The 24,852-nt window shown below is 71.3% G+C and carries 22 protein-coding genes, 2 tRNA genes and 1 pseudogene; 10 read left to right on the top strand and 15 right to left on the bottom strand.

Annotation, left to right across the window (positions count from 1 at the left end):
- The first annotated feature begins 44 nt into the window (after positions 1-44).
- From ehuA to ACIGDI_RS00835, 3 genes are all read left to right on the top strand, one after another.
- Positions 45-815 (top strand): ectoine/hydroxyectoine ABC transporter ATP-binding protein EhuA, encoded by a 771-nt coding sequence (gene ehuA / locus ACIGDI_RS00845; RefSeq protein ID WP_399890433.1) that lies wholly within the window; start codon positions 45-47, stop codon positions 813-815.
- A gap of 304 nt (positions 816-1,119) precedes the next feature.
- Entirely contained in the window at positions 1,120-1,878 is a 759-nt protein-coding gene (locus ACIGDI_RS00840) for an IclR family transcriptional regulator (RefSeq protein WP_399888591.1), read from the top strand.
- 106 nt (positions 1,879-1,984) lie between these two features.
- Positions 1,985-2,061, top strand: a tRNA-Lys gene (locus ACIGDI_RS00835).
- On the opposite strand, the pseudogene ACIGDI_RS00830 reads toward ACIGDI_RS00835, so the two are convergent.
- From ACIGDI_RS00830 to ACIGDI_RS00810, 5 genes and pseudogenes are all read right to left on the bottom strand, one after another.
- Positions 2,024-3,690 (bottom strand): annotated as a pseudogene (locus tag ACIGDI_RS00830) (AMP-binding protein). The gene ACIGDI_RS00835 and the pseudogene ACIGDI_RS00830 sit on opposite strands and share 38 nt — an antisense overlap.
- 40 nt (positions 3,691-3,730) lie before the next feature.
- On the bottom strand, positions 3,731-4,195 hold the full coding sequence (locus ACIGDI_RS00825) for a DUF3592 domain-containing protein (protein WP_399888588.1): 465 nt from the start codon (positions 4,193-4,195) through the stop codon (positions 3,731-3,733).
- Between the two features lie 90 nt (positions 4,196-4,285).
- Complete coding sequence (locus tag ACIGDI_RS00820; RefSeq protein WP_200703178.1) at positions 4,286-4,891, bottom strand: lytic polysaccharide monooxygenase; 606 nt, start codon at positions 4,889-4,891, stop codon at positions 4,286-4,288.
- Positions 4,892-4,988: 97 nt separating this feature from the next.
- Positions 4,989-6,107 carry an SPFH domain-containing protein gene (locus ACIGDI_RS00815; protein ID WP_399888584.1) on the bottom strand — a complete coding sequence of 373 codons (1,119 nt, stop codon included), beginning with the start codon at positions 6,105-6,107 and terminating at the stop codon, positions 4,989-4,991.
- An 85-nt stretch (positions 6,108-6,192) separates the two neighbouring features.
- Complete coding sequence (locus ACIGDI_RS00810) at positions 6,193-7,596, bottom strand: peptidoglycan-binding protein (protein WP_399888581.1); 1,404 nt, start codon at positions 7,594-7,596, stop codon at positions 6,193-6,195.
- 187 nt (positions 7,597-7,783) lie between these two features.
- On the opposite strand from ACIGDI_RS00810, the gene ACIGDI_RS00805 reads away from it, so the two are divergent.
- From ACIGDI_RS00805 to ACIGDI_RS00790, 4 genes are all read left to right on the top strand, one after another.
- A tRNA-Lys gene (locus ACIGDI_RS00805) sits at positions 7,784-7,857 on the top strand.
- Positions 7,858-7,945: 88 nt separating this feature from the next.
- Positions 7,946-8,662 (top strand): FadR/GntR family transcriptional regulator, encoded by a 717-nt coding sequence (locus ACIGDI_RS00800; RefSeq protein ID WP_399888579.1) that lies wholly within the window; start codon positions 7,946-7,948, stop codon positions 8,660-8,662.
- Between the two features lie 318 nt (positions 8,663-8,980).
- Positions 8,981-10,978, top strand: coding sequence for a glycosyltransferase family 2 protein (locus tag ACIGDI_RS00795; protein ID WP_399888576.1), 1,998 nt, complete (start codon positions 8,981-8,983; stop codon positions 10,976-10,978).
- Positions 10,975-12,912: a galactose oxidase-like domain-containing protein gene (locus tag ACIGDI_RS00790; RefSeq protein WP_399888573.1), complete on the top strand. Its 1,938-nt coding sequence runs from the start codon at positions 10,975-10,977 to the stop codon at positions 12,910-12,912. Before ACIGDI_RS00795 ends, ACIGDI_RS00790 begins: the two co-directional genes overlap by 4 nt.
- A gap of 7 nt (positions 12,913-12,919) precedes the next feature.
- Here the strand turns inward: ACIGDI_RS00790 and ACIGDI_RS00785 are convergent, their stop codons facing one another.
- The 6 genes from ACIGDI_RS00785 to ACIGDI_RS00760 form a co-directional block, all read right to left on the bottom strand.
- The gene (locus ACIGDI_RS00785) at positions 12,920-13,960 is read right to left on the bottom strand and encodes a glycoside hydrolase family 6 protein (protein ID WP_399888570.1); all 1,041 of its coding nucleotides are present in this window, start codon (positions 13,958-13,960) and stop codon (positions 12,920-12,922) included.
- Between the two features lie 435 nt (positions 13,961-14,395).
- Positions 14,396-15,085: a class F sortase gene (locus ACIGDI_RS00780; protein WP_399888567.1), complete on the bottom strand. Its 690-nt coding sequence runs from the start codon at positions 15,083-15,085 to the stop codon at positions 14,396-14,398.
- Positions 15,086-15,270: 185 nt separating this feature from the next.
- Positions 15,271-15,807: a hypothetical protein gene (locus tag ACIGDI_RS00775; protein WP_399888564.1), complete on the bottom strand. Its 537-nt coding sequence runs from the start codon at positions 15,805-15,807 to the stop codon at positions 15,271-15,273.
- Between the two features lie 128 nt (positions 15,808-15,935).
- Entirely contained in the window at positions 15,936-16,715 is a 780-nt protein-coding gene (locus ACIGDI_RS00770) for an HAD-IIA family hydrolase (RefSeq protein ID WP_200705901.1), read from the bottom strand.
- A gap of 85 nt (positions 16,716-16,800) precedes the next feature.
- Positions 16,801-17,583 carry a hypothetical protein gene (locus ACIGDI_RS00765; RefSeq protein ID WP_399888561.1) on the bottom strand — a complete coding sequence of 261 codons (783 nt, stop codon included), beginning with the start codon at positions 17,581-17,583 and terminating at the stop codon, positions 16,801-16,803.
- 91 nt (positions 17,584-17,674) lie between these two features.
- Positions 17,675-18,919 carry an ROK family protein gene (locus ACIGDI_RS00760; RefSeq protein ID WP_399888558.1) on the bottom strand — a complete coding sequence of 415 codons (1,245 nt, stop codon included), beginning with the start codon at positions 18,917-18,919 and terminating at the stop codon, positions 17,675-17,677.
- Between the two features lie 30 nt (positions 18,920-18,949).
- Between ACIGDI_RS00760 and ACIGDI_RS00755 the strand changes: the two genes are divergently transcribed.
- Both ACIGDI_RS00755 and ACIGDI_RS00750 read left to right on the top strand, forming a co-directional pair.
- On the top strand, positions 18,950-20,026 hold the full coding sequence (locus tag ACIGDI_RS00755; RefSeq protein ID WP_399888555.1) for a Gfo/Idh/MocA family oxidoreductase: 1,077 nt from the start codon (positions 18,950-18,952) through the stop codon (positions 20,024-20,026).
- Positions 20,023-20,529 carry a heme-degrading domain-containing protein gene (locus ACIGDI_RS00750; RefSeq protein ID WP_399888552.1) on the top strand — a complete coding sequence of 169 codons (507 nt, stop codon included), beginning with the start codon at positions 20,023-20,025 and terminating at the stop codon, positions 20,527-20,529. Before ACIGDI_RS00755 ends, ACIGDI_RS00750 begins: the two co-directional genes overlap by 4 nt.
- 102 nt (positions 20,530-20,631) lie before the next feature.
- Here the strand turns inward: ACIGDI_RS00750 and ACIGDI_RS00745 are convergent, their stop codons facing one another.
- The 4 genes from ACIGDI_RS00745 to ACIGDI_RS00730 form a co-directional block, all read right to left on the bottom strand.
- Positions 20,632-21,489 carry a fumarylacetoacetate hydrolase family protein gene (locus tag ACIGDI_RS00745; protein ID WP_200705887.1) on the bottom strand — a complete coding sequence of 286 codons (858 nt, stop codon included), beginning with the start codon at positions 21,487-21,489 and terminating at the stop codon, positions 20,632-20,634.
- A gap of 129 nt (positions 21,490-21,618) precedes the next feature.
- Positions 21,619-22,344 carry a YidC/Oxa1 family membrane protein insertase gene (locus tag ACIGDI_RS00740; protein WP_399888549.1) on the bottom strand — a complete coding sequence of 242 codons (726 nt, stop codon included), beginning with the start codon at positions 22,342-22,344 and terminating at the stop codon, positions 21,619-21,621.
- A gap of 86 nt (positions 22,345-22,430) precedes the next feature.
- Positions 22,431-22,742, bottom strand: coding sequence for a DUF6412 domain-containing protein (locus ACIGDI_RS00735; RefSeq protein ID WP_399888546.1), 312 nt, complete (start codon positions 22,740-22,742; stop codon positions 22,431-22,433).
- A 44-nt stretch (positions 22,743-22,786) separates the two neighbouring features.
- Complete coding sequence (locus ACIGDI_RS00730) at positions 22,787-23,314, bottom strand: winged helix-turn-helix transcriptional regulator (RefSeq protein ID WP_399888543.1); 528 nt, start codon at positions 23,312-23,314, stop codon at positions 22,787-22,789.
- Between the two features lie 68 nt (positions 23,315-23,382).
- Here ACIGDI_RS00730 and ACIGDI_RS00725 point away from each other — a divergent pair, with 68 nt between their 5' ends.
- Entirely contained in the window at positions 23,383-24,801 is a 1,419-nt protein-coding gene (locus ACIGDI_RS00725) for an MFS transporter (protein ID WP_399888540.1), read from the top strand.
- The last annotated feature ends 51 nt before the right edge of the window (positions 24,802-24,852 follow it).

Raw genomic sequence — 24,852 nt, 5'->3', positions numbered from 1 at the left:
ACCTCTCGAAGGAAAGCGCCGCGCTCACGGCGGCCAACCCCGCGGTGGACGGCAGCGAGCTGATCCGCTTCGACAAGGTCACCAAGCGCTTCGGCGCCAACACCGTCCTCGACTCCCTCGACTTCACGGTCTCCTCCGGCAAGCACGTCACCCTCATCGGCCCGTCCGGATCGGGCAAGACCACGATCCTGCGGCTGCTGATGACCCTGACCAGGCCCGACGAGGGCACGATCAAGGTCGACGGCGACTACCTCACACACGAGGAGCGAGGCGGCGGGCTCGTCCCGGCCGGCGAGAAGCACGTGCGCGAGGTCCGCAAGAAGATCGGCATGGTCTTCCAGCAGTTCAACCTGTTCCCCAACATGAAGGTGATGCGGAACATCACCGAGGCCCCGGTCCACGTCCTCGGCCTGTCCGCGGACGAGGCGGAGGCGCGGGCCCGCGAGCTGCTGGAGCTGGTCGGCCTGACCGAGCACGCCGACAAGTACCCGACCCAGCTGTCCGGCGGCCAGCAGCAGCGCGTCGCCATCGCCCGCGCCCTGGCCATGCGCCCGCAGGTGCTGCTGCTGGACGAAGTGACGTCCGCGCTCGACCCGGAGCTGGTGGCCGGGGTGCTGGACGTCCTGCGCGACATCGCGCACACGACGGACATCACGATGCTGTGCGTCACCCACGAGATGAACTTCGCGCGAGACATCTCCGACGACGTCCTCATGTTCGACGCGGGCCGGGTGATCGAGTCCGGCTCCCCGGAGAAGATGTTCAGCGAACCCGACCACGAGCGCACCCGGCAGTTCCTGAGCGCGGTCCTGTGACCGACCGCGGGAGGCCGCGTGAAGGGTGAGAGCGTTTTCGGCGTGAACGCTTCGGCTTCGGAAGTTGAACGCGGTTCAACTTCCGAGGTCCGGGCTCCGGGCCATGGCTCTGGCATATGCCAGAGGATCTGCGCCCCTGTTCGGAGCCGTCGGCTGCCCGCGAAATCTGGTCAACAGCCGCTCCCAACACGGTTCTTGGCCGTTATCGTGGAACTGATTCGCTGTCCAGGAGTACGGCCCAGTTGTGGAGCGACGCTTACAGACCGGCGTCGCGGAGCTACCGAGCGAGCGCAGGGGGAACACCGTGGCGCTGAAGCACGAGCCGACCGCGCCGTACCACTCGGCCCAGGACGCCCTGCGCGTCCTGGAGACGGTGGCACGGCACACGACCGGAATCAACGACACCGAGCTCGTCCGGCACACCAACCTCGACCCGGAGCGGCTGACCACCCTCCTGAGGATGCTGCGCCGCGAGGGATACGTGGAGCAGATCACCGACGGGGGGTACATCTCAGGCGACGCCCTCAGCCGCCTCGGCTCCGCGCAGGGCCGCGAGAAGGCGCTGCGCGACAAGATCCAGCGCACGCTGGACCGGCTGCGCGACTCCGTGGGCGCGGCCGTCTACCTCAGCCGGTACGTCGACGGCGAGGTGAAGATCGCCCAGTACGCGGACGGCCCGACCACCCCGGTGGTCAACGAGTGGGTGGACTTCCGCTACTCGGCCCACGCCACCGCGATCGGCAAGAGCCTGCTCGGCCAGCTCGACCTGGCCGGCCGGCGCGACCACCTCGCCCGCCACAAGCTGCCGAGGCTCACCTCGCGCACCATCACCAGCGACCGCATGCTGCTGTCCCGGCTGGAGTCCCAGCCGCCCTCCGTGCCCCACCTGGACCTCCAGGAGTACGCGATCGGCACGGTCTGCGCGGCCGTACCGATCACGGCCGGGTCGGCGGTGGGATGCCTGGCGCTGTCCCTGCCGGTGGAGCACGCCCACCGCCTGCGCCGGGCCGCGGACACCCTCAACCGGAACGCGGCCCCCGTGCTGCTGTCCCTGACGATCTAGACCTTCCGCCCTCCCGGGGGGCGGTCCGAAGCACCCCCCGGGACCGGGTAGTATTTTCTTCGTCGCCGACCACAGGCCCCCAGGTCAAGTGGTTGGTGAGAGTCATGCGCCGCTAGCTCAGTTGGTTAGAGCAGCTGACTCTTAATCAGCGGGTCCGGGGTTCGAGTCCCTGGCGGCGCACCAGACCGATGGGTCTCTCGTGGGAGCGAGGGGCCCATCGGCGTTTTCGGCGGTCAGTCTCCGGTAGGTCCGCTCCCCCGGCGGCCGCCACCACACCGGCTCGGGGCACCGGAAGCCCTCACGCCTGAGCCCGGCCCGGTGGATCTTGTTGGTGGCGGTGACCGGCATCCGCTCCACCACCCGCACGAACCGGGGCGCCATCTTCGTGCCGAGATCCGGCTGGGCGGCCAGGAAGGCGGCGAAGGCCGCCGGCTCGAAGCTCCCGGCGATCGTCGCCATCACCTGGTCGCCGGTGACGGGGTCGGGCACCGCGTACACGGCGACGGCGTCGGCGCCCTCGTAGCGGGCGAGGATGTTCTCGATCATCGCCGCGGCCAGGTTCTCGCCGTCGACGCGGATGCGGTCGTCGGTGCGGCCGGCGAAGTACAGGTATCCGTCGTCGTCCCGGTAGAAGAGGTCACCGGTCCAGTAGGCGCCTCCCCGGCGCCGCTCGGCCTCCGCCGCGGGGTTGCGCCAGTACCCCTCGAAGGGGTTCGGACCGCGGTTGACCAGTTCCCCTATCGCCTCGTCCCCGTTGAGCAGCCGCCCCTCCTCGTCGAACCGGGCCGTCCCGCACTCCCGCCCCGTCTCCCGGTCGAGCACGACGAGACCGGGCCCCGCCCGTCCCACCGCCCCGGCCGGCGTCCCCGGCGACCACTGGATCGCCGCCCCGCCCTCCGAGGACCCGTACCCCTCCACCAGCCGCACCCCGAACCGTCGCTCGAAGGCCGCCGCGTCCACGGCCCCCGCCTCCGTGCCGAAGCCGAGCCGCAGCGGGTTGTCGCGGTCGTCGTCGCGCTCCTCCGTCGCCAGGACGTACTGCACGGCCCGACCGACGTAGGTGAAGTACGTCGCCCCGAACTTCCGTACGTCCGGCAGGAAGGCGGAGGCGGAGAACCGCCGCCGCAGCGCCACCCCCGCCCCGGCCACCAGCGCGGGCGCCCAGTCGGCGATCACGGCGTTGCCGTGGAACATCGGCATGCAGACGTAGTGCACGTCCTCGCGCCGCACCCCGAACTGGCCGACCAGGGAGGCCCCGGCGGCGGTGAGCCGGCCCTGGGTGCAGATCGCGGCCTTGGGGGCGCCGGTGGAGCCGGAGGTGAAGTAGAGGAGCAGGCGGTCCTCGGGACACGCGCGGGACGGGTCCGGCACGGCGGTCGTATACGGGGCGAGGAGGTCGGCGTACTCCTCGCCGTCCGTCAAGAGCACACGTACATCCGGGAGTTCGAGGCCGGTGAGGAGCGGGAGGCGGGTGTGCTCGGTGACGAGGATCCGGCACTCGGTGTGCAGGATGTCGCGGGCCAGCTCCGGGCCGCGGCGGGTGGGGTTGATGCCGGCGACGGCGCCCCCGGCGAGGGCCGCGGCCGCCAGCCACAGCGGGTACTCCGGGGTGTTGTCGAGCAGCACGCCCACGTGCGGTTCGGCGCCGGGCGGCAGGAGGTCGGCCAGCAGGGCCGCCCGGGCGGCGGCACCGGCGGCGAACTCGTGGTGGGTGAGCACCTGGTCCTCGCACCACAGGCCGGGACGGTGGTCGCCCCACCGCTCGGCCACGAGCTCGGCGACCGTGCGCCTCTTCGCCTCACTGGTCTCCATGGCGGCGCACGGTAGTTGACGGATCGTCAGATGTGGAGTGCTACGGCATGACCTCGTTCGCCGCACTGAAGCCCACGTGCACGACGAGCATGAAGAAGAGGCAGAAGGCGATGAACACGCCGAAGAAGGCCAGCACGCAGCCCTGTTCGGCGAGCAGCCGGCCGGGCCGGGGCGGCTTCGCCGTGGCGCGCTCCGGGTGCTCAGCGGTGTAGCGCACGGTGACGATGTCGCCGGTGACGATCGTCCCCGGCCCGTTGTGCTCCTCGAAGCGGACGGCGCGGCCCTCGCGGGTGGTGAACTCGTAGACGTGGTGCAGCGTCGTGGTCGCGGAGGTGTCGCCGCCGCCTCCGCTGGTCGTGGTGTAGGTGTTCAGGCACCGCGCCTCGGCGGTGAGCCCGCTGTTCCAGGCGCCGCTGATCTGCCGGGCGCGGCGCAGCACGGCGATCAGGGCGGCGAGCGCGACGGCGATCATGAGTGCGGGCACGGCGTAGAAGAACGCTTCCATGTGCATCCCCCGAGGTCGAAACGCCGGCCTCGGACGGCCGGCGTGGCAGGAACCTACCCACGCCGGCCGGGTGATTGGCTCAAGGAACCCTCAGAACGTGACGTCCGAGCAGGCGTAGAACGCGTTGCCCGTGTCGGCGATCGTCCACACGGCGACGATCACATGACGTCCGCTGAGCCCGGACGGCAGGGTGCCGCTGTGCGAGAGGGTGGAGGGGGGACGCTGACCGCCGTAGGGGACGGTCAGGAACGGTGTGGTGTTGAGGTCGGAGCGGGCCAGGTTGTGGTTCTGGTTCCAGCCCTGCCTGGTGACGTAGTACTTGAAGTCGGTCGTGGCGTGCATGGCGGTGAACTGCCAGCGGAAGGTGTAGCTCTGGCCGCCCGTCACCCTGGTGGTGGGCCAGGCGCCGCCGGACGGCGTCTTCGGGCTGTCGAGCTGGGCGAAGCGGGTGTTGCCGCCGGAGCAGATCGCGCCGTCGGCCGGTCCGGACGCCGGGAAGCCCTTGGGGCCCTCGACGCTCTGCGGCTCGTACTGGATGTCGCCGCAGTTGGTCACCGTGCCGTTGGCGCAGAGCTTCTGCCTGCTGATGGGGAGGTCGGTGTAGCCGTGGCCGCTGGCGCCGCCGGTGGACAGCACGAGTGCTCCGGTGGTCGCGAGGCCCACCACGGCCCCGTAGAACTTGGTCTTTCTGCGCATGCTGCCGCTCCTGGAGAACGTGGGGGAAGTTCCGTGAGGGGTGCAGGTCTAGACCAAGTCCCAGATTATTGCCGTGGGTTGACCATGTCCATACCATTCACGGCGTCTGTTCTCCGCGTCCGGCGCAGAAGGCGACCGTCAGATCCTTCACCAGTGCCTTGCGTTCGTAGTCGTCCAGTTCGACCAGTCCGCGCACGGTCAGCCGGGTCACCGTGTCCTCCACCGAGTCCACCACCGACGTCAGCACGGTCGCCCGGTGCTGGGCGTCCAGCGCGGCGATACGGCGGCGGTGCATCGCGGCGGCGACCTCGGGGGCGTACTCGATGCGCACCGGACGGACCGAGAACACCTCCAGCCCGACCGGCGCCGCGTCCGCCGCGACCACCCGGGTCAACGCGTCCCCGGCCGCCTCGACCGAGTCCCGCGGCCCGCCGGGCATCTCCACCGGCACCCGCACCAGCCCCGCCTCCACGCACTCGCGCAGATACGTCTCGTGGTCCTCGACGCCCAGCACCGCCCGCGCGGTGTCCCGCACCCGCCACACCACCAGCACGACGACCCGGAGCGCCACCCCGTTGCCGTCGGCCGCCGGCATCGGCTCGCTCCGCCAGTGCCGCAGCCGTACGTCGACCCGGCGGCGCAGCAGCAGCGGGTTGACCCACATCAGGCCGGTGCGCCGGACCGTTCCCCGGTAGCGGCCGAACAGCCCGAGCACCCAGGCCCGCCCGGTGCGCCCGCGCGCCAGACCGCCGAAGCCGAACAGGCCGAGGGTGCCGGCACCCGCGTACGCGGCCCACTGCGCGGGGCCGAGACCGGCACCCGCGTACGCCGGCAGCCGCAGCGCCTCCACCGCGAGCGGCGGCAGGACGCCCGCCCACCAGGAGTTCGCCAGACAGCCGGCCAGCCCGCACGCCCCGGCGAGCACGCCCGCCGCGCCGGGCAGCACCCTGGCCGGGCGTTCGGCCAGTTCGGGGTCGACCTGCGGGGCCGGGCGGGGCCTCACGGGTGCCGGGCGGCGCAGGCGCGGCTGTTCGCCGGTACCCTGCCGGCGGCCGACGACCGCGGGGCGCACCGGCACCGGCGCCGGGTCGGGGTCGTCACGGAAGAGCAGGTGGACGGGGATCTCCATGGTCGCCTCGTTCTGGATGAGGCGGGTGGGTCCGGGTCTGCTGGGCCCCTCGGAATCAGGGGTCGGTGAAGTGGTCGTCGTGCTCATGCGTGCCTCCAGCCTCCGCGCCAGATGCGTCACAACAGATGGGTCACCACGGGTGGATCACAACAGGTGGTCACAGCCGAACGGCTCAGGAGAACAGGCGCCTCCAGGTCTCCGGCCCCGGAAAGCCGTCCGCGGCGCCGCCCCGCCAGCCCTGGGCGCGCTGGAAGGCCTCGACGTTACGGCGGTCCGCCTCGCCCCAACGCGGACCCGGACCCGTCGTGTAGTAATTGCCGAACCCCTTCTTCACCAGCTGCTTCCCGAGCTGGGTGACGTACTTGTTGTCGGCGCCCGGCCGGAACATCGCGCGTCCCGGGTAGCCGGGCACCCCGTGGGAGGCAGGCGGTCCCGCGGCTCCCGTCGACGGAACCGTGCCCGTGCCGCCAACCGGGGTCGTGCCCGGCGCCGCCGGCACGCTCTTGCCCTTCCCCGTCACCAGCAGCGCCCAGGTCTGCGGCCCCGGCAGCCCGTCGGCGTCCGCGCCCTGCCAGCCCTGGGCCAGCTGGAAGGCCTGGGTGGCCCGCCGGTCGGCGTCGGACCAGCGCGGGCCGGGACCCGAGGTGTAGAAGCGGGCGGCGCCACGCGCCACGAGCATCTGACCGAGCTGGGTGACGTACTTGTTGTCGGCTCCGGGGCCGAAGTACCCCGCTCCGGGGAACACCGTGGCGGGGTGGTCCGAGGAGGCCGGAGTGACCGGCGTCGAGCCCGTTCCCGTGTCGCCCGCGTCCGCCGCGAGCCCCTTGTAGCGGTAGGGGACGTACTGGTCCGAGTGGCTCCAGTAGGCGTACGGGGTGGCCTGCCGGCGGGCGTGCGGGCGGGTCTCCTCGTAGGCGATGTAGTAGGTGTGCGTGTAGTCGGTCCAGCCGCCGAAAATGACGACGTGCGAGCCGTTCTCCGGGTTCGCCGGATTGTGGAACAGCAGAATGTCGCCGGGTTCCAGGGCGTCCTTGGGAATCCGGTCGCCGTACTTGTCGAGGCTGCCCGTCCATTCGTTTCCCGGCAGGTTCCAGGCCATCGAGACGAAGCCCGAGCAGTCCTGCCGGTAACCGTCGGACCAGTAGTCCGTCATGCTGTACGGCACCTCGGCGGCGACCCATTTCTTGGCCCGGTTGATGATCTCCGCGCGGGTGGTCGTGGGCGTCCTGAGCGTCTGCGCCGGCTTGACGGGCCTGCCGCCCGGACCGTGCAGCGGGGCCTTTCCGCCCTGCGGGGTGGTGGGCTCGTCGCCCGCGTCACCTGCGGGAACGCCCGGCCCCGGGGGTGCGTGCGGGGCAGCGACGGCGGGTACCGCGCACCCGGCGCCGAGGGCAGCGGCGGCCGCCGCGACGATCACCGTCCCGGTGGTCCCCCCGCCCGGGCGCAGCCGGGAACGGAGGCCGGCGGCGGGGTGGTGGAACGCCTTGGAAGGGGAAAGCACCCGGCGCCAGTGCAGGCATCCGGGGCAGTCGCAGTCGCTCGCGGGATCGAATTCCTCGAATACCGGAGTCTCCATGCGATTCCCCTCACACTGCAGGCCGAAATCTCCGCACTCGTGCACATCGATCAGTTTCCCAACTGTCGTCCGCGCGCGCATTCTGACGGTCCGAATGACGTAACGCCCCTCACCCTCCCCCCGGCCCCTGCGCCGGCCCGCGGTCCGGAGCACCCCTGGAGATCGGGTAGAGTTACGACGTCAGCAGGCGCCGCTAGCTCAGTTGGTTAGAGCAGCTGACTCTTAATCAGCGGGTCCGGGGTTCGAGTCCCTGGCGGCGCACGACGACGAAAGCCCTCCACGGCAGTGGGGGGCTTTTCGCATGACCGGAACCGGGACCTCGCCCTGTTTGGCCGGATACCCTCTCGCCATGGCAGCCCGAGACCTCCAGGAGCGGATCAAGAAGCTCATCATCGACCGCAGGCTGCCCTCCGGGGCCCCGCTGCCGACCGAGCCCGAGCTGATGGAGTTCCTCGGCGCGAGCCGGAACTCGGTGCGCGAGGCGCTCAAGGCGCTGCAGGCGATGGGCATCGTGGAGATCCGGCACGGCTTCGGGACGTACGTCGGTCCGATGTCGCTGGCCCCGATGATCGAGGGCCTGGCCTTCCGCACGGTGGCCGGCCACCACCGCGGCGAGAACTCCCTGCTGCAGCTGCTGGAGCTGCGCGAGGCGGTGGAGACGGGGCTGGTGTCGCGGCTCGCGGGGCGGATCCCGGAACGGGACCTCGTTGAACTCGACACGCTCGTGGACCGTATGGAACGGGAGGCCGCACAGGGAGGTGCCGGCCTCGCCGAGACCGACCGCGCGTTTCACGCCACCCTCTACCGGGGTCTGGACAACGTGTTGCTGGGCGAGGTCCTGGAGGCGTTCTGGGACGCCTTCCACCGTGTGCACACGGACCTGGGAGGCGCTCCGCCCGACCACAAGGTCACCTGCGCACAGCACCGGGACATCCTCGACGCGGTGCGGTCCGGGGACTCGGTACGGGCGGAGGAGGCCATAAGAGAGCACTTCGGCAACCTGCGCGCACGGCTGTCCACCACTGGTCCACAAGCCCCCCACACACACCGCAATGAACGCGTATGACCGGTAAACAGCGCGTTTCGCATCTTGCGATCATGCTGAACGCCGTAGAACCCTGTTTTCCAAGATGCGGCGGATACGCCGCAGTTGGGGGACTAGTAAGCGGTTGCGGCGTTCTGCGGGGATAGGGGGCCCTGTTCACGAGCCGGTGCCGAGGGGGGCATCATGCAACCGGAAGGGCGCGGTTCCATGTCTACGGATGTGGAGAGTGTGGTGGCCGCGGCCCGCCGCTGACACGCCTGTGAGGGGTCGAGGGGGACCGTTCACGGGTGGTAAGGAAACGACACGACACGCGCTCACACGCGTGTGGGGGGATGACTCATGACGTCGACGCCGACGGGCGCCCGGCATAACTTCGACCCGTCCGAAACCACCCAGCTGAGAGTGGATCCGCACCGGAACAGCACCACGGGCCAGTTCCGGCGGATCAAGAAGACCCTGCCGAGATACGACTACGAGCACTACAGCCGGCTGGCCGGCCCCCTCACCCAGCCCGACCCGGACAAGCCCTACAAGGTGCAGTACCGCTCACTGCTCTCGCAGGAGCCGCACCGGATAAGGGCCGCCCTGATGCTGGGCGCGGCCCCGCTGCTGTCCCTGGTCCTGCTGGCCTGGCTGCTGCAGCCGGAGCACTGGACCGAACGCGACTACCCGGCGTTCGACTTCCTGCCGGTGCTGGACGTCGTGATGCTCGTCTCGATCGGTCTGATCGAGTTCTTCCGCTGCATGAACGTGCTGTCCAACGCGCACGCCACCCTGGTCGCCCGCGACCCGATCCCGGTGGTGCCGGAGACCGGCACGAGAGTCGCGTTCATCACGACGTACGTGCCCGGCAAGGAACCCCTGGAGATGGTCACGAAGACCCTGGAGGCGGCCGTACGGCTGCGCCACCGGGGCCTTCTGCACATCTGGCTCCTGGACGAGGGCGACGACGACGAGGTCAAGGCGGTCTGCGAGCGGCTCGGCGTGCACCACTTCTCCCGCAAGGGCGTCGAGCAGTGGAACCAGAAGAAGGGCCCGTTCCGCGCCAAGACCAAGCACGGCAACTACAACTCCTGGCTCCAGGCGCACGGCGACGACTACGACTACTTCGCCTCCGTCGACACCGACCACGTGCCGCTGCCCAACTACCTGGAGCGGATGCTCGGCTTCTTCCGCGACCCGGACGTCGGCTTCGTCATCGGCCCGCAGGTGTACGGCAACTACGACAACCCCATCACCAAGGCGGCCGAGTCCCAGCAGTTCCTCTTCCACGCCCTCATCCAGCGGGCCGGAAACTTCTACGGCGCCCCCATGTTCGTCGGTACGTCGAACGCCGTACGCATCAAGGCGCTGAAGCAGATCGGCGGTCTGTACGACTCGATCACCGAGGACATGGCGACCGGCTTCGAGATCCACCGCCACAAGAACCCGGCGACGGGGAAGAAGTGGCGCTCGGTCTACACGCCGGACGTGCTCGCCGTCGGTGAGGGCCCGGGTGCCTGGACGGACTTCTTCACACAGCAGCTGCGCTGGTCGCGGGGGACGTACGAGACGATCCTCAAGCAGTACTGGAAGGGCTGGTTCTCCCTGCCTCCGGGCAAGCTCTTCAACTACACGATGATGATCATCTTCTACCCGATGTCGGCCCTCAACTGGATCCTGGCGGCGCTGAGTTGCGCGCTGTTCCTGGGCCTGGGCGCGTCGGGTGTGAACATCGACCCGACCGTGTGGCTGATGCTGTACGGCAACGCCTCCGCGCTGCAGATCGGCCTGTACGTCTGGAACCGCCGGCACAACGTCTCCCCTCACGAGCCCGAGGGCTCCGGCGGTGTGGCGGGCATGGTGATGTCGGCGCTGTCGGCGCCGATCTACGCCCGCTCGCTGATGGACGCGGTGCTGCGGCGCAAGAGCAAGTTCGTGGTGACGCCCAAGGGCGACTCGGCCAGCCCGGACACGCTGTTCGGGACCTTCCGCATCCACCTGTTCTTCATCCTGGTCTTCGGCGGCTCGATCGCTGCCGGTTTCGCGCTGGGGCACTCGCACCCGGCGATGATCACCTGGGCCACGTTCGCCCTGCTGATCACCGCGTCACCGATCTTCGCCTGGCGGTACTCGCTGCGGAAGGCGAAGAAGGAACCGGTTCCCGTGTACGCGGAGCCGCAGGACGCGCCGCCCGCCGTGCCGTACCAGCCGCGGCCGCTGCCGGAGCGGCAGGCGACACCGCCGCACGGCACCGGGCACAAGCCCACCTGGGCCGCCGCAGACGGCGCCTCGGAGGCGGGAAACGACCAGACGATGCAGATCGCGCTCGGTGGATTCGGGGGACGTAAGGAATGAACGACCGTGCAGGCCACCGCCGCGCCCGCAGACTCGCCATCGGGACGGCGGTGGTGCTGGCGCTGGCCGGGATGAACGGTCCGTGGCTGTACCGCTTCGGGACGGCGAAGTATCACCAGTACCAGATCAACAAACCCGAGTACAAAGCGGACAACGGCCACTGGCAGATCGTCGAGTTCCCCAAGGAGTACCGCCAGGACACCATCCACGCGGCGCTCCTGCGCACCGGCAAGGTGCTGATGATCGCCGGCTCGGGCAACAACCAGGACAACTTCAACGCCAAGAAGTTCGACACCCGCATCTGGGACCCGGTCAAGGGCACGATCAAGAAGATCCCGACGCCGAAGGACCTGTTCTGCACCGGGCACACCCAGCTCGCCAACGGCAATCTGCTGATCGCGGGCGGCACCAAGCGGTACGAGAAGCTGAAGGGTGACGTCACCAAGGCCGGCGGCCTGATGGTGGTCCACAACGAGAACCCGGACAAGCCGATCACGCTGCCGGCGGGGACCGTGTTCACCGGCAAGGAGAACGGCAAGACCTTCGTGTCCAAGGACCCGGTGCTCGTGCCGCGCGCGAAGAAGGTCTTCGACAAGGCGACCGGCAGGTTCCTGCGCAACGACCCCGGGCTCGGCCGGATCTACGTCGAGGCGAAGAAGAGCGGCACCAAGTACGAGACCGGCACCCAGGACAACTACCGCATCCAGGGCCTGACCGGTGCCGCGGCGCGCAACACGTACGGCATCGCGCAGAAGCTCGCCCTCGACAAGAAGGACTTCCAGGGAATCCGGGACGCCTTCGAGTTCGACCCGGTCGCCGAGAAGTACATCAAGGTCGACCCGATGAACGAGGCCCGCTGGTATCCGACGCTCACCACGCTGAGCGACGGCAGGATCCTCAGCGTCTCCGGGCTCGACGACATCGGCCAGCTGGTGCCGGGCAAGAACGAGATCTTCGACCCGAAGACGAAGACGTGGACGTACACGTCGAGGATCCGGCAGTTCCCGACCTACCCGGCGCTGTTCCTGATGCAGAACGGCAAGATCTTCTACTCGGGTTCGAACGCCGGCTACGGGCCGGACAACGTCGGCCGTGACCCGGGCATCTGGGACGTCGCCACCAACAAGTTCACCAAGCTGCCCGGGCTCAGCGACGCCAATGAGATGGAGACCTCGGGGACCGTGCTGCTGCCGCCGGCGCAGAACGAGAAGTTCCTGGTGATCGGCGGTGGCGGGGTCGGCGAGTCCAAGCTGTCCAGCAACAGGACGCGGCTGATCGACCTGAAGGACCAGAACCCGAAGTTCACGGACGGGCCGACGCTGGAGAAGGGCACGCGGTATCCGCAGTCGTCGATCCTGCCGGACGACTCGGTGCTGGTGTCGGGCGGCTCGCAGGACTACCGCGGGCGCGGCGACTCCAACATCCTGCAGGCCAGGCTCTACCACCCGGACAGCAACACCTTCGACCGGGTGGCCGACCCGCTGGTGGGGCGCAACTACCACTCCGGGTCGATCCTGCTGCCGGACGGCCGCGTGATGTTCTTCGGCTCCGACTCGCTGTACGGCGACAAGGCCAACACCAAGCCCGGCAAGTTCGAGCAGCGGATCGAGATCTACACGCCGCCCTATCTGTACCGGGACTCCCGGCCGTCGCTGTCCGGCGGACCGCAGACGATCGCGCGGGGCGGGACAGGGACGTTCACCTCACCGCAGGCCTCCGCGATCAAGAAGGTGCGGCTCATCCGGCCCAGTGTGTCGACCCACGTGACCGACGTCGACCAGCGGTCGATCGCCCTGGACTTCAAGACGTCGGGCGACAAGGTGACGGTGACCGTGCCCAAGAACCGGAACCTGGTCACCGCCGGCTGGTACATGCTGTTCGTGGACGACGACCAGGGCACGCCGAGCAAGGCGCAGTGGGTCAAGGTGCCGTAGCGGGCGGCTACTCGGCGGCCTTGGCGAGGGCGAGTGCGTAACTCGCCCACCACTGCCCGGCCGCCGGGCCGCCCCGGCAGGTGCCGTCCGACTCCCCCGGCCGCTTGACCCACAGGTAGGCGTCCACCAGGGGGTCGGCGGTCCTGGTCGTCGGTGTCTCCCCGAGCGCCCGGCCCGGCGGGTTGCACCAGTTCTCGTCGGGCTTCCCACCCGTGTACGGGCCGTTGCCGTTGCGGCTGGTGTCGATGACGAAGTGCTTGCCGCCGACCTTGGCGGAGAGCTGCTTGCCGTAGGCGATGGAGTCCTTCGTCGAGTAGAAGTTGGAGACGTTGACCGAGAAGCCGTCGGCCTGGGCGATGCCCGCGCGCTGGAGGGGCTGGAAGATCTGGTCGGGGTGGCCCCAGCCGGCGTTGCCCGCGTCCAGGTAGACCCTGGTGGACTTCAGCGACTTCAGCTTGGAGATGGCGTAGTTGAGAAGGGCGTAGCGCTCCTCCTGGAACTGGCCCGGCGTGCAGCCGTCCACCAGGTGCAGTACGGCGTCGGGTTCCAGGATCACCATCGCCGGGCGGTCCTCGATGCCCGCGGTCACCCCGTCGATCCAGGCGCGGTAGGCGTTGCCGTCGGCGGCGCCGCCCTGGGAGTACTGGCCGCAGTCGCGGTGCGGGATGTCGTAGAGCACGAGCAGGGCCGTGCGGCCGGCCTTGTCGGCGGCCTCGGTGAAGCCTCTGGCCTCCTGCTCCGGGTTCTCCGGGCCGATCCACTCACCGGTCGGCTGCTCGGCGATCTTCCTGATCCGCTCGGCCTCGGTGTCCTTGCCCGCCTTGGCGTACGCGGTGACCTGGCGGGCCGCGTTGCCGTCCGGGTTGACCCAGAACGGGTCGCTGTCCTTGGGCTGTTGGGTGATCCTGGCGCCGGCGTCGCCGTCCTTGCCGTCACCGCCGCCGGAGGAACACCCCGCCACCAGCAGCGCCGCCCCCAGCGCCACCGCGGAAGCCCTCATCGCGGCCCCGAAGGCGAACCCCGACCCAGCCCCCCTGCTGCCGTACATCCAACTCCCCCTTGGGTGCACCGGTCCAAGTCTCAATCCTGACATAGCGGCGCCCCGCCCACGAGATCGCCCGAGCCTTGTCGGGGAGCTGTTACAGCACGGACGGGTGAGGGCCGCGCACGACGCCGAGATGTGGCGCGCGCAGGAGCGACACACTCCTGACGGAGTCGTGGAACGGCGAATCACCAGCGCATATGACACAGAGCCAGCGGAGCGGAACCTGGCGTCATAACCCTCTGGGATCCGGCGCTCATTCGTTCTAGGGTGTTCTCACCTGGCCCCGGCCCCCGCCCAGGCGGTCACCACCGGAACTTCCGTACCTCCCGCGCCGGTCGCCGGGTTACTCCCGCAACCCGTGCGCGCGCGGTCGAGGACCAGCCCGGTCGACGGCTTCGGGGGGAGCGGGCCGTCGACCGGGCCAGGTACCTGCGGGTCTCATGCGCCGGTTCCGGTGAGGTACGCCGACACGACCACGTTCGCCGTGTAGCTGCGGCTGACCGGGTCGAAGGTGCCGCCGCAGGTGATCAGGCGCAGTTCGGCGCGGCCCGGCCGGTGGACGCCGTAGGCCTGCCGAGCGTCGAAGTGGTCGCGGGTGAGGACCTGGACGTCGTCGACGGTGAACTCGGCGACGCGGCCGTCGTCGCGGACCACGCGGACGGTCCGGCCCGGTGTGAGGGTGCTGAGCTTGTAGAAGACGGCGGGCCGGGTCTCGGTGTCGACGTGCCCCACCATGACGGCGGCTCCCGCGGCTCCGGGCTCGGCGCCGGCCGCGTACCACCCGACCACGCCCGCCTGGTCGAACGGCGGCGGATCGACCGCTCCCGCCGGGTCCAGCCCGCGCGCCACCACCGGCGCCTGCACCCCGAGGGCGGGGATGTCGAGGCGCTGCGGCAGCGCGTTGCCCAACGGGCGTGCGGCGGGCGGCAGTTCCGCGGCCGGGGGCCGCCCGATCGCCGCCATGTCACCGGTGGCCGGTCCGGATATCCCCTGCCGCACCTCGGTCACGTCCCGCCCCCACAGCCACAGCCCGAGCAACAACACCGCCCAGGCGCCACCGGTCACCAGCCGCCCGGACCCCCGGGAACGCGGCCGATCGAACCGGCTGTCGGAGAAGTCGTCACGCATGAGCGGGACGTCCCGTCAGCGGGGGCGGCTGGGAGTGGGGAGGGCGGGCCGGTACCGGAAGGGGAGCCGTCCCCGAGGCACCGTCCGGGCGTGGTCCGGCGGGGTCGGCCGGTGGAAGCGGAAGCCGGGTGGCGGGTGGGGCGGTGCCGGGGGCATGTGCACCGGTGGGTGCGGGCATGGGCCGGTCACTCCGTCTCGCGGCGGCGGCGGGCGCTCAGTACCGCCACGGTGGTCGCGGCGACTCCGGCGAGGATCAGACCCGTGACCGCGTGCGCGGCGCCGGGGCCGGTCGCACGGGTGTCGACGGTGGCGAAGTGGGCCGTACCGCCGCCGCCCGCGTCGACCGGGGCGATCGGCGAGGACGGCGCGGAGGGGCGCGTCCCCTTCGCCACGACCGTGATCGTGCCCTTGATCCCGACGTCGGCGCAGCTGACCTTCACGTCGTAGACGCCGGGCTCGGCCGCGGAACGGACCCGGGTCTCCCCGGCCAAGGTTCCGTCGGAGCCGCCCGCGAGGCGCGCGTCGGCGACGAACGCCTTCGAGACCGCGGTGGCCGTCTTCCCGGTGCACCCGGTCACCCGCAGGGCGACGTCGGCACCGGCGGCCGGGGACGACGGGGTCATCGAGACGGTGCCGCCTCCTCCGTCCGTCGCGTACGCCGCCGGGGTGAGGGCGCAGGCACCCAGGAGCCCTGCACAGAGAGTGAGGCGAAGTGAGCCCATCGTGAAACCTCCAGATATCTGGAGGCTCCCCCGGACACCCCGGCCCCGCATCCTCAACAGGGCCCGCACTGCTCCAAACGGGTTCAGAAAGGTTTCAGCGCCGACTGCCCGCGTGTCGTACCCCGCCGTCAGATCAGCTCGACGAGGTCCGCGATGGAGTCGACGACGTGGGACGGCCGGTACGGGAAGTCCTCGATCTGTCCCGGCCCGGTCAGCCCGGTGAGGACCAGGAACGTCTGCATCCCCGCCTCCATCCCGGCGAGCACGTCGGTGTCCATGCGGTCGCCGATCATCGCGCTGGTCTCGGAGTGCGCCCCGATCGCGTTGAGCCCGGTGCGCATCATCAGCGGGTTGGGCTTGCCCGCGAAGTACGGCTTCTTGCCGGTCGCCTTGGTGATCAGCGCGGCGACGGCGCCGGTCGCCGGGAGCGGGCCCTCGTGGGAGGGGCCGGTCTCGTCCGGGTTGGTGGCGATGAAGCGGGCGCCGTTGCGGATGAGCCGCACCGCCTGCGTCATGGCCTCGAAGGAGTACGTACGGGTCTCGCCGAGGACGACGTAGTCCGGCTCGTGGTCGGTGAGGATGTACCCGATGTCGTGCAGGGCGGTGGTCAGACCCGCCTCCCCGATGACGTACGCCGAGCCGCCCGGCCGCTGGTCGTCCAGGAACTGGGCGGTGGCCAGCGCGGAGGTCCAGATGGACTCGACCGGTACGTCCAGGCCCATGCGCCGCAGCCGGGCGTGCAGGTCGCGCGGGGTGTAGATGGAGTTGTTGGTCAGGACGAGGAAGGGCCTGCCGGACTCGCGCAGCTTCTTCAGGAAGGCGTCGGCACCGGGGATCGGTACGCCCTCGTGGATGAGCACACCGTCCATGTCGGTGAGCCACGACTCGATGGGCCTGCGTTCTGCCATGTGCGGGGTCTCCTGCCGTACGCATGTACGCGGTGCTGCGTGGGCCCAGCCTAAACAGAGGTCGGATCTTGAGGGAATGGGCGTCTCACCGGCGCCCCCGTGACCGGCGGGCCAGCAGGAGGGCCCCGCCGACGGCGAGGAGGAGGGCGGCGGTGGCGGCCAGGGCGGCACGGGGGGTGGCGATGCCCGTCCGGGCGAGTTCGTCGGCGAACGGGAGGTCGTCGCGGCGCCGCCCGGGCGGAGCGGTGCCGGTGCCGGTGCTGGTGCTGGTGCTGGTACCCGTACTGGCACCGGTACTCGTGGGGGTGCTGGTGCCGGGCTCGGTCGGCTCGTCGTGCCGGACCCGGAAGCGGTAGTCGTCGGACTGGCCGATCCAGTCGCCGTCGTCGTCGTGCCGCTGGACGACGGCCGCGTTCGCGGTGACCTCGTCGGCCACGGCGTCCGAGGTCAGCGCGAGCCTCACCTTCACGGTGACGGTCCGGCGGGGGCCGACGGTGAAGCCTGGGAAGCCGTCGTCGAAGGCGCCGACGAGCTCCGCCTCGTCGGTGGCCCGGAAGCGGACGGGGTGGGGGCGCGAGCCGTCGTAGAACTCCATGCGGGGCTGGGACGGCTTCAGGGTCCGGTCGTCGTCGACGAGCACGACGACCGGGTGGACGGCCGTGCAGGTCCGGGTGGTGGTGTTGGTGAGGTCCAGGTACCAGGTGCCGTATGCGCCGCCGGCCTCATAGGTGTCGGGCGCGTCGTGGATACGGGTGGTGAGGGGGAAGTCCGGGCCGCTCGCGCAAGTGGGAGCGGCGGAGGCGGGAGACGCCGTGGGCAGGAGGGCGGCTGCTGCAAGGCAGAGGGACAGGGGCGTGCACAGTCGCATAAGCACATGAGCATGCCGGTGGGGTGCGGGCGACGGTGGCCGCCGCTCCGGACGGCCGGGCAAGTCCCCCCGATCGGCGCACGCCGCCGCGTCAGCCGTCGGTCCGCCCGAACACCGGTCCCAGTACCAGCTGCGCGGCCCCTTCGGCGACCCCGCCGGGGGCGACCCGCACGGGTACGGCCTCCTCGCCCGCGCGCCGGGCCCGTTCGCCGAGGACGGCGGCCACGCCCCGTACGAACTCCTCCGGCGCGGCGGCGACGGTACGGCCGCCGAGCAGGACGAGGTCGACGTCGAGCAGGGCGGCCAGGTTGCCGGCGCCGACGCCGAGCACCCGCGCGGCCCCGGCCAGGTCGCCGCGCGCCACGGCGTCCAGGCACAGCGCCTCCACGCAGCCCCGGTTGCCGCAGCCGCACGGCGGCCCGTCGAGCTGCACCACCTGGTGCCCGAACTCCCCCGCTCCGGTACGGGTCCCGCGGTGCACGGTCCCGCCGATGACGAGCCCCGCCCCGAGTCCGGTGCCGAGGTGCAGGTAGGCGAAGGAACCGGCCTCGCCCGCCACCGCCAGCCCCAGCGCCGCCGCGTTGGTGTCCTTGTCCACGACGACCGGCACGCCGAGCCGCCGCTCCAGCACCTCCCGCAACGGAAAGCCGTCCCACTCGGGGAACCCGGTGACGCGGTGCAGAACGCCGTGGGCGTGATCGAGGGGCCCGGGCAGAGCGATCCCCACCCCCAGCCCGTCCCCGGCCACCCCGCCCCCGGCCGACCCGTCTCCCACCAGGCCACCACCGGCGGCCACCTCGCTCCCCGCCGGTCCGCTCCCGTTCGACCCGCGCCCTGCCGGGCCGCCCTCAAAAGCCATCTCGCCCCCTGCCGGGCCGCCCTCGAAAGCGACCTCGCCCCCTGCCGGCCCGTGCCCCAGCAACGCCCCCACCTCCCGCGCCACGGTCTCCACCACCGCGTCCGCGCCCACCCCGAGATCCACCGCCCTGCGCCGCTCCGCCACCACGGCTCCCATCAGATCGACCCGGACCGCGCGCAGTTCGTCGCGGTCCAGGTGTACGCCGACGGCGTGTCCCGCCTCCGGCACCAGCCGCAGTACCGTCCGCGGCTTGCCGCCCGTGGAGGCCCGGCGGCCCGCCTCCGTCGCGAGCCCGTCGGCCCGCAGCCGGGCCGTGATCTTGCTGACGGCCTGCGGGGTCAGCGCGGTGCGCTCGGCGAGCTCCAGCCGGCTGATGCCGTCCGTGCCGGCGGTGCGCAGCAGGTCGAGGACGAGTGCGGTGTTGTGGCTGCGCAGGGCGAGAAGGTTCACACCCTCGATTGTCCTCGGCGCTTGCACTTTGGCAACAGCGTTGCGAAAGTGGACGGCATGACTCGTACGACTGCCTCTCCCCGCCGCGTCGGCCTCGTCGGCTACGGGCTGGCGGGCTCCGTGTTCCACGCCCCGCTGATCGCGGCCACCGAGGGCCTCGCCCTCGACACGGTGGTCACCTCCAATCCGCAGCGGCAGGAGCAGGCCCGCGCCGAACATCCCGGGGTGCGGGTCGCCGCCACCCCGGACGAGCTGTTCGAACGCGCCGCCGAGCTGGACCTGATCGTCGTCGCCTCCCCGAACCGGACGCACGTCCCGCTCGCCACCACCGCCCTCCGGGCCGGCCTCCCGGTCGTCGTGGACAAGCCGGTCGCCGGCACCGCCGCCGAGGCGCGCGAGCTCGCCGCCCTCGCCGAGGACCGCGGTCTGCTGCTGTCCGTCTTCCAGAACCGGCGCTGGGACAACGACTTCCTCACTCTCCAGCGGCTGCTCGCCGAGGGCGAGTTGGGCGACGTATGGCGCTTCGAGTCGCGGTTCGAGCGGTGGCGGCCGCAGCCGAAGGGCGGCTGGCGCGAGTCCGGCGACCCGGCAGAGATCGGAGGTCTCCTGTACGACCTCGGCAGCCATGTCGTCGACCAGGCCCTGACCCTCTTCGGCCCCGCCACGCAGGTCTACGCCGAGTCGGACGTACGCCGCCCCGGTGCCGAGGCCGACGACGACACCTTCATCGCCCTCACGCACGCGAGCGGCGTCCGCTCCCACCTGTACGTCTCCGCGACGGCCACCCAACTCGGCCCGCGCTTCCGGGTGCTGGGTTCGAAGGCGGGCTATGTGAAGTACGGGCTCGATCCGCAGGAGGCGGCGCTGCGGGACGGCGAGCGCCCGGGCCCGGACTGGGGACGGGAGCCCGAGTCGGCGTGGGGCACGATCGGCGCCGGGGAGTCTCCGGCGACCGGCGGCGGCACGCCCGTACCGACCCTTCCCGGGGACTATCCCGCGTACTATGCGGCCGTGACCAGGGCCCTCGACGACGACGGCGCCAACCCGGTGACCGCCGTCGAGGCGGCCGCGGCCCTCGACGTGCTCGAGGCGGCCCGCCGTTCGGCCCGCGACGGAGTGGTGGTGAAGCTGTGACGCACAACACCGAGCTGACCCCGAAGTTCCACCCGGAGATCACCCCGTCGGTGGAAGAGCTTCAGGCCCAGCAACGGCGCCTGGTCTTCCGTCAGTTCACGTACGAGGACGCCTGGGCCCTGGGGTCGCTGCTCGTCGAGCTGGCCCGGGAGCGTCAGGCCCCCGTCGCCATCGACATCCACCGCGCCGGCCAGCAGCTCTTCCACGCGGCGCTGCCCGGCTCGACGCCCGACAACGACGCCTGGATCGGCCGCAAGCGCCGGGTCGTCGAGCGCTACGGCGAGGCGTCGTACCTGGTGGGCGCCCGTTTCCGGGCCAAGGGCACGACGTTTGAGGACTCCTCCCGCCTCGACCCCGACCGGTACGCGGCCCACGGCGGCTCGTTCCCGATCGACGTCGAGGGCGTCGGAGTGATCGGCGCGGTGACGGTGAGCGGGCTCCCGCAGTTGGAGGACCACCGGTTCGTGGTGGAGGCCCTGGAGGAGTTCCTGAACAAGGGCTGAATCCCCTGAGGAAAGCGGGGAACCGCGCGACCGGCCGCCACACGGCCGCGGCCGACGAGCCACGCGGTTCTCCCGCTTCTCCCGCTTCTCCCAGCGGGGCGGCTAGGCGTCCTTCAGTTCCTGGCGCTGCCGGCCCAGGCCCTCGATCTCGAGCTCGACGACGTCGCCCGCGCGCAGGAAGGGCTTGGGCTCGGGCTGCCCGAGCGCGACGCCCGCCGGTGTCCCGGTGTTGATGACGTCACCGGGGTACAGGGTCATGAACTGGCTGACGTAGCGCACGACTTCGCCGACGGGGAAGATCTGCTCGGCCGTCGTGCCGTCCTGCTTCAGCTCCCCGTTGACCCACAGCCTGAGCGACAGGTTCTGCGGGTCGGCGACCTCGTCCGCCGTCACCAGCCAGGGACCCAGCGGATTGAAGGTCTCGCAGTTCTTGCCCTTGTCCCAGGTGCCGCCCCGCTCGATCTGGAACTCCCGCTCCGACACGTCGTGGGCGACCGCGTACCCGGCGACATGTCCGAGCGCGGCCTCGGCCGACTCCACGTACCGCGCCGTCCGCCCGATGACGACGGCCAGTTCGACCTCCCAGTCGGTCTTCACCGAACCGCGCGGCACGAGCACCGTGTCGTTCGGTCCGACCACCGTGTCCGCGGCCTTGAAGAAGATCACGGGCTCGGTGGGCGGCTCGGCCCCGGTCTCCCGGGCGTGGTCGTGGTAGTTCAGGCCGATGCACACGATCTTGCCGATCCGGGCGAGCGGCGGTCCGGTCCGCAGCCCGGCCGGGTCCAGTGCGGGCAGCTCACCGGACTCGGCGGCGGCGCGGATCCGGCCGAGCGCCGCGTCGTCGGCGAGCAGCGCGCCGTCGATGTCGTCGACGACGCCGGACAGGTCCCGCAGGACCCCTTCGGCGTCCAGCAGCGCGGGCTTCTCCGCACCGGCCGTACCGACTCGCAGCAGCTTCATGGTCACTATCTCCCTCGATCGCGGGCGGTCCTCCGACGGGTGCAGCCATCGGATGACTGGTCGATCGTCCAAGGTCGGCGTCCACTCCGCAATACCCGGTTCACGGACTGGACCGTTGGCCCGGCCGGCTCAGGAGTGGAGGACGGCCCGCTCGACGGCGCTCCAGGTCGTGCTGGTCACCACGTACAGCGCGGCGGCCAGCGGCACCACGGCGACGGTGAAGAGCGTGAAGAAGGACATGAACGGCATGACCTTGTTCATCGCGCCGAGCCCCGGCACCTGCTGCCCGCCGTCCGCCACCGTGGCCGGGGCGGCCGCGGCCATCGTCCGCCTGGTGCGCCGGTAGTTGACGGCGGCGACGGCCGTGACGAGCGCGAACAGCCCGAGGTACACAAGGGCCGCCGTCCCCAGCAGCCCGCCCCCGCCCAGCGCGTCGGCGAAGCGGCCGCCCAGCGGCGCGGAGAACAGCTGGTGGTTCAGCAGGGCGTTGGTCTCCCCGCCGATGCTGGTGCTGGAGAACAGGCGGTAGAGCAGGAAGAACGCGGGCAGCTGCAGCAGCCCGGGCAGACATCCGGACAGCGGCGACACCTTCTCCTCGGCGTGCAGCTCCAGCACCGCCTGCTGCAGCTTCTGCGGATCCTTCGCGTGCTTCCTGCGCAGTTCGGCGATCTTCGGCTGCAGCGCGGTGCGTGCCTTCTGCCCGCGGGCGGCGGCCCGGGACAGGGGGTGGACGAGGAGTCGTACGAGCGCGGTGAACAGGACGATCGCGGTCGCTGCCGCGGTGGCGCCGAACAGCGGCTGGAGCAGGTCGGCGAGGTCTTCGACGAGCTGGGCGAAGACGGTGAAGACGGACATGGGTGAGCCCTCCGAGGGTCATGCCGGAACGGATTGGTGCAGGCGGCATGACGACCGCGCGAGGGCCGGTGAGAGGTGTGGATGCCCTACGCGACGGTCGCCGGAAGGGCGTGTCCCGGGGCCCGGGGACGGGTGCGCCCCCTGGCGTCGGGGTCGCGTTGCGGCAGGAAGGCGGTACGGCGGGCGCGGTCCCGGATCGCCGTGCGCACCCGCGTGGGCGGTACGGCCGGGGCGCAGCGCGCGGCGACCAGGGCGCAGGCGGCGAGCGCGGAGCCGGCCGCTGCGGTGGCGGCGAGCGCGACGGTGGTGGCGAGGGTGCCGGTGTCGAACAGGGCGATCTGCAGGAGCAGCAGGACGAGCACGGCGAGGGGACGCGCGCCGATCCGGTCGCGGATCATGGCTCCCCCTCCCTTTCCCGTACGGCCGCATTCCCTGCCGTCGGTTATACCTGACCGGTCTCGATGGGCTCCAGGAGCCTCTTCGGTGCGAGCAGGGCCCGGCTGACGGGGTCCGCCGGGTCCCGGCTCAGTCCGGGCCCCGGTTCCATGATGACGTCTGCGACCGGTACGACGGTTCCGCAGGCGGGGCATTCGCCGTACGAGCCGAGTTCGGTGCCGCAGTCGGCGTGCCGGAAGACGCGCAGCTTCTCCTCGGCGAAGTGCTCGCGGCCCCAGCGGCCGAGGGAGCGCAGCGTCGGCCACAGGGCGATGCCGCGCTCGGTGATGACGTACTCGTCGCGCGGCGGCGAGTCCTGGTAGCGGCGCTTCTCGAGGATTCCCTCCGCCGTCAGCGTCTGCAGGCGGGCGGCGAGGACCGCGCGGGGGATGCCGAGGTGGACGAGGAAGTCGTTGTAGCGCCGGACGCCGTACAGCGCGTCGCGGACGACGAGCAGGGTCCAGCGCTCGCCGATGATCTCCAGCGCGCGAGCGATGGAGCACTCCTGTGTCGCGTAGTCCTTGCCCAGTGCCATGGCGCCCACTGTAACCATTTTCCACCCGTAGGTTCAATGAACGAACCTTGAGTGCTACGGTTCTCGGCATGGCTAGGTTCAATGAACGAACTCTCGCGCGGACCGACGCGCCCACCGTGCAGCGCGCGCAGACACCGGCGGCCTCCGCGGAGGCGCCCCCGCACCCACGCGCCACACTCGCGCTGACCAGCGCGGCGACGGCCGTGACCCTGATGACGTACACCGCGCCGATGGTCACGCTCCCCGACACCGCGGCCGCCCTGCACACCTCGCTCTCCGCCCAGGCCTGGCTCCTCAACGGCACCCCGCTGGGCCTGGCCGCCCTGCTGCTGGTGGCCGGCAGCCTCGCCGACGACTACGGCCGGCGCAGGATCTTCCTGCTGGGCACCCTCACCCTCGGCCTGACCACGGCCCTCGGCGCGCTGTCCTCCTCCACCTGGCAGTTCACGCTGGCCCGCATCGCCCAGGGCGCGGCGAGCGCGGCGATCCTGGCGAGCAGCCTGGGCCTGCTGGTGCACGCCTTCCCCAGCCCGCGCGGCCGGCTGCACGCGACCGGCGTGTGGGGAGCCTTCGTCAGCGGCGGGATCGCGGTCGGCCCGCTGGTGGCGGCCGCGCTGCCCGGCTGGCGGGTGGCCTACGGCGTACTGGGCGCGGCGACCCTGGCGGTGGCCGCGGCTAGCGTGCGCCCCCTGTCGGAGTCGCGCTCCCCGAGAGGCGGACGACCGGACATCTCGGGCGCCCTGACCTTCGGGCTGGCACTGGTCTCCCTGGTCGCCGCCCTCACACTGGGCCGGGACGGCTGGTTGCGTCCGCAGGTGGGCGCGCTGTTGCTGGCGGCCGTCGTCCTGGTGGGCGTCTTCGCGTGGCTGGAGCGCCGTACGACGACCCCCATGATCGACCTCTCCCTGCTCCGCCACCCCCGCTTCCTGGCCTCCTCCGTGAGCGGGCTGTTCACGGGCCTCGCGGTGATCGGCCTGTTCAGCTTCGTGCCGGCGCTGCTCCAGCAGGTGCTCGGGCTGTCCGCGATGGACACGGCCTGGCTGCTCCTGCTCTGGTCGGGCCTGTCCTTCGGGGTGGCCCTTCAGGCCAAGCGGCTGGCGGGCCGGGTCCCCACCCGCTGGCAACTGGCGGTCGGCTTCGTCCTGCACGCGGTCGGCGTCCTGACCATGCTGGGCGCCATCGGCTCGGGCTCCTGGCACCGCCTGCTGCCCGGCCTGATCGTCGGCGGCATCGGCAGCGGCCTGCTGAACGCAGCCCTGCCCCTGCTGGCGGTGGAGTCGGTACCGACGGCCCGCGCCGCCATGGGGTCCGGCGCCCAGCAGACCTTCCGCTACATCGGCTCCTGCGCCGGCGTCGCCCTGACCATCGCGATCGTCACGTCGTCGGGCGGCGGCCCGGGCCACGGCGCCGACGTCGCGATGACGGTGTCGGCGGTACTGGCACTGGTGGCGGCGGTGGCCGTGGTGGGGCTGCGGGAGCGGGCGTGAGGGGGGACTCGGGTGGCCGGGGCCGGCGATCCGGGTGGCCGGGGCCGGCCG

It is taken from the genome of Streptomyces sp. NPDC085900, from assembly GCF_044540925.1.
GTDB classification, from domain to species: domain Bacteria; phylum Actinomycetota; class Actinomycetes; order Streptomycetales; family Streptomycetaceae; genus Streptomyces; species Streptomyces gilvifuscus.
The sequence above is the reverse complement of the archived record's forward strand: the minus strand, read 5'-3'. Positions and strand labels throughout refer to the sequence as shown.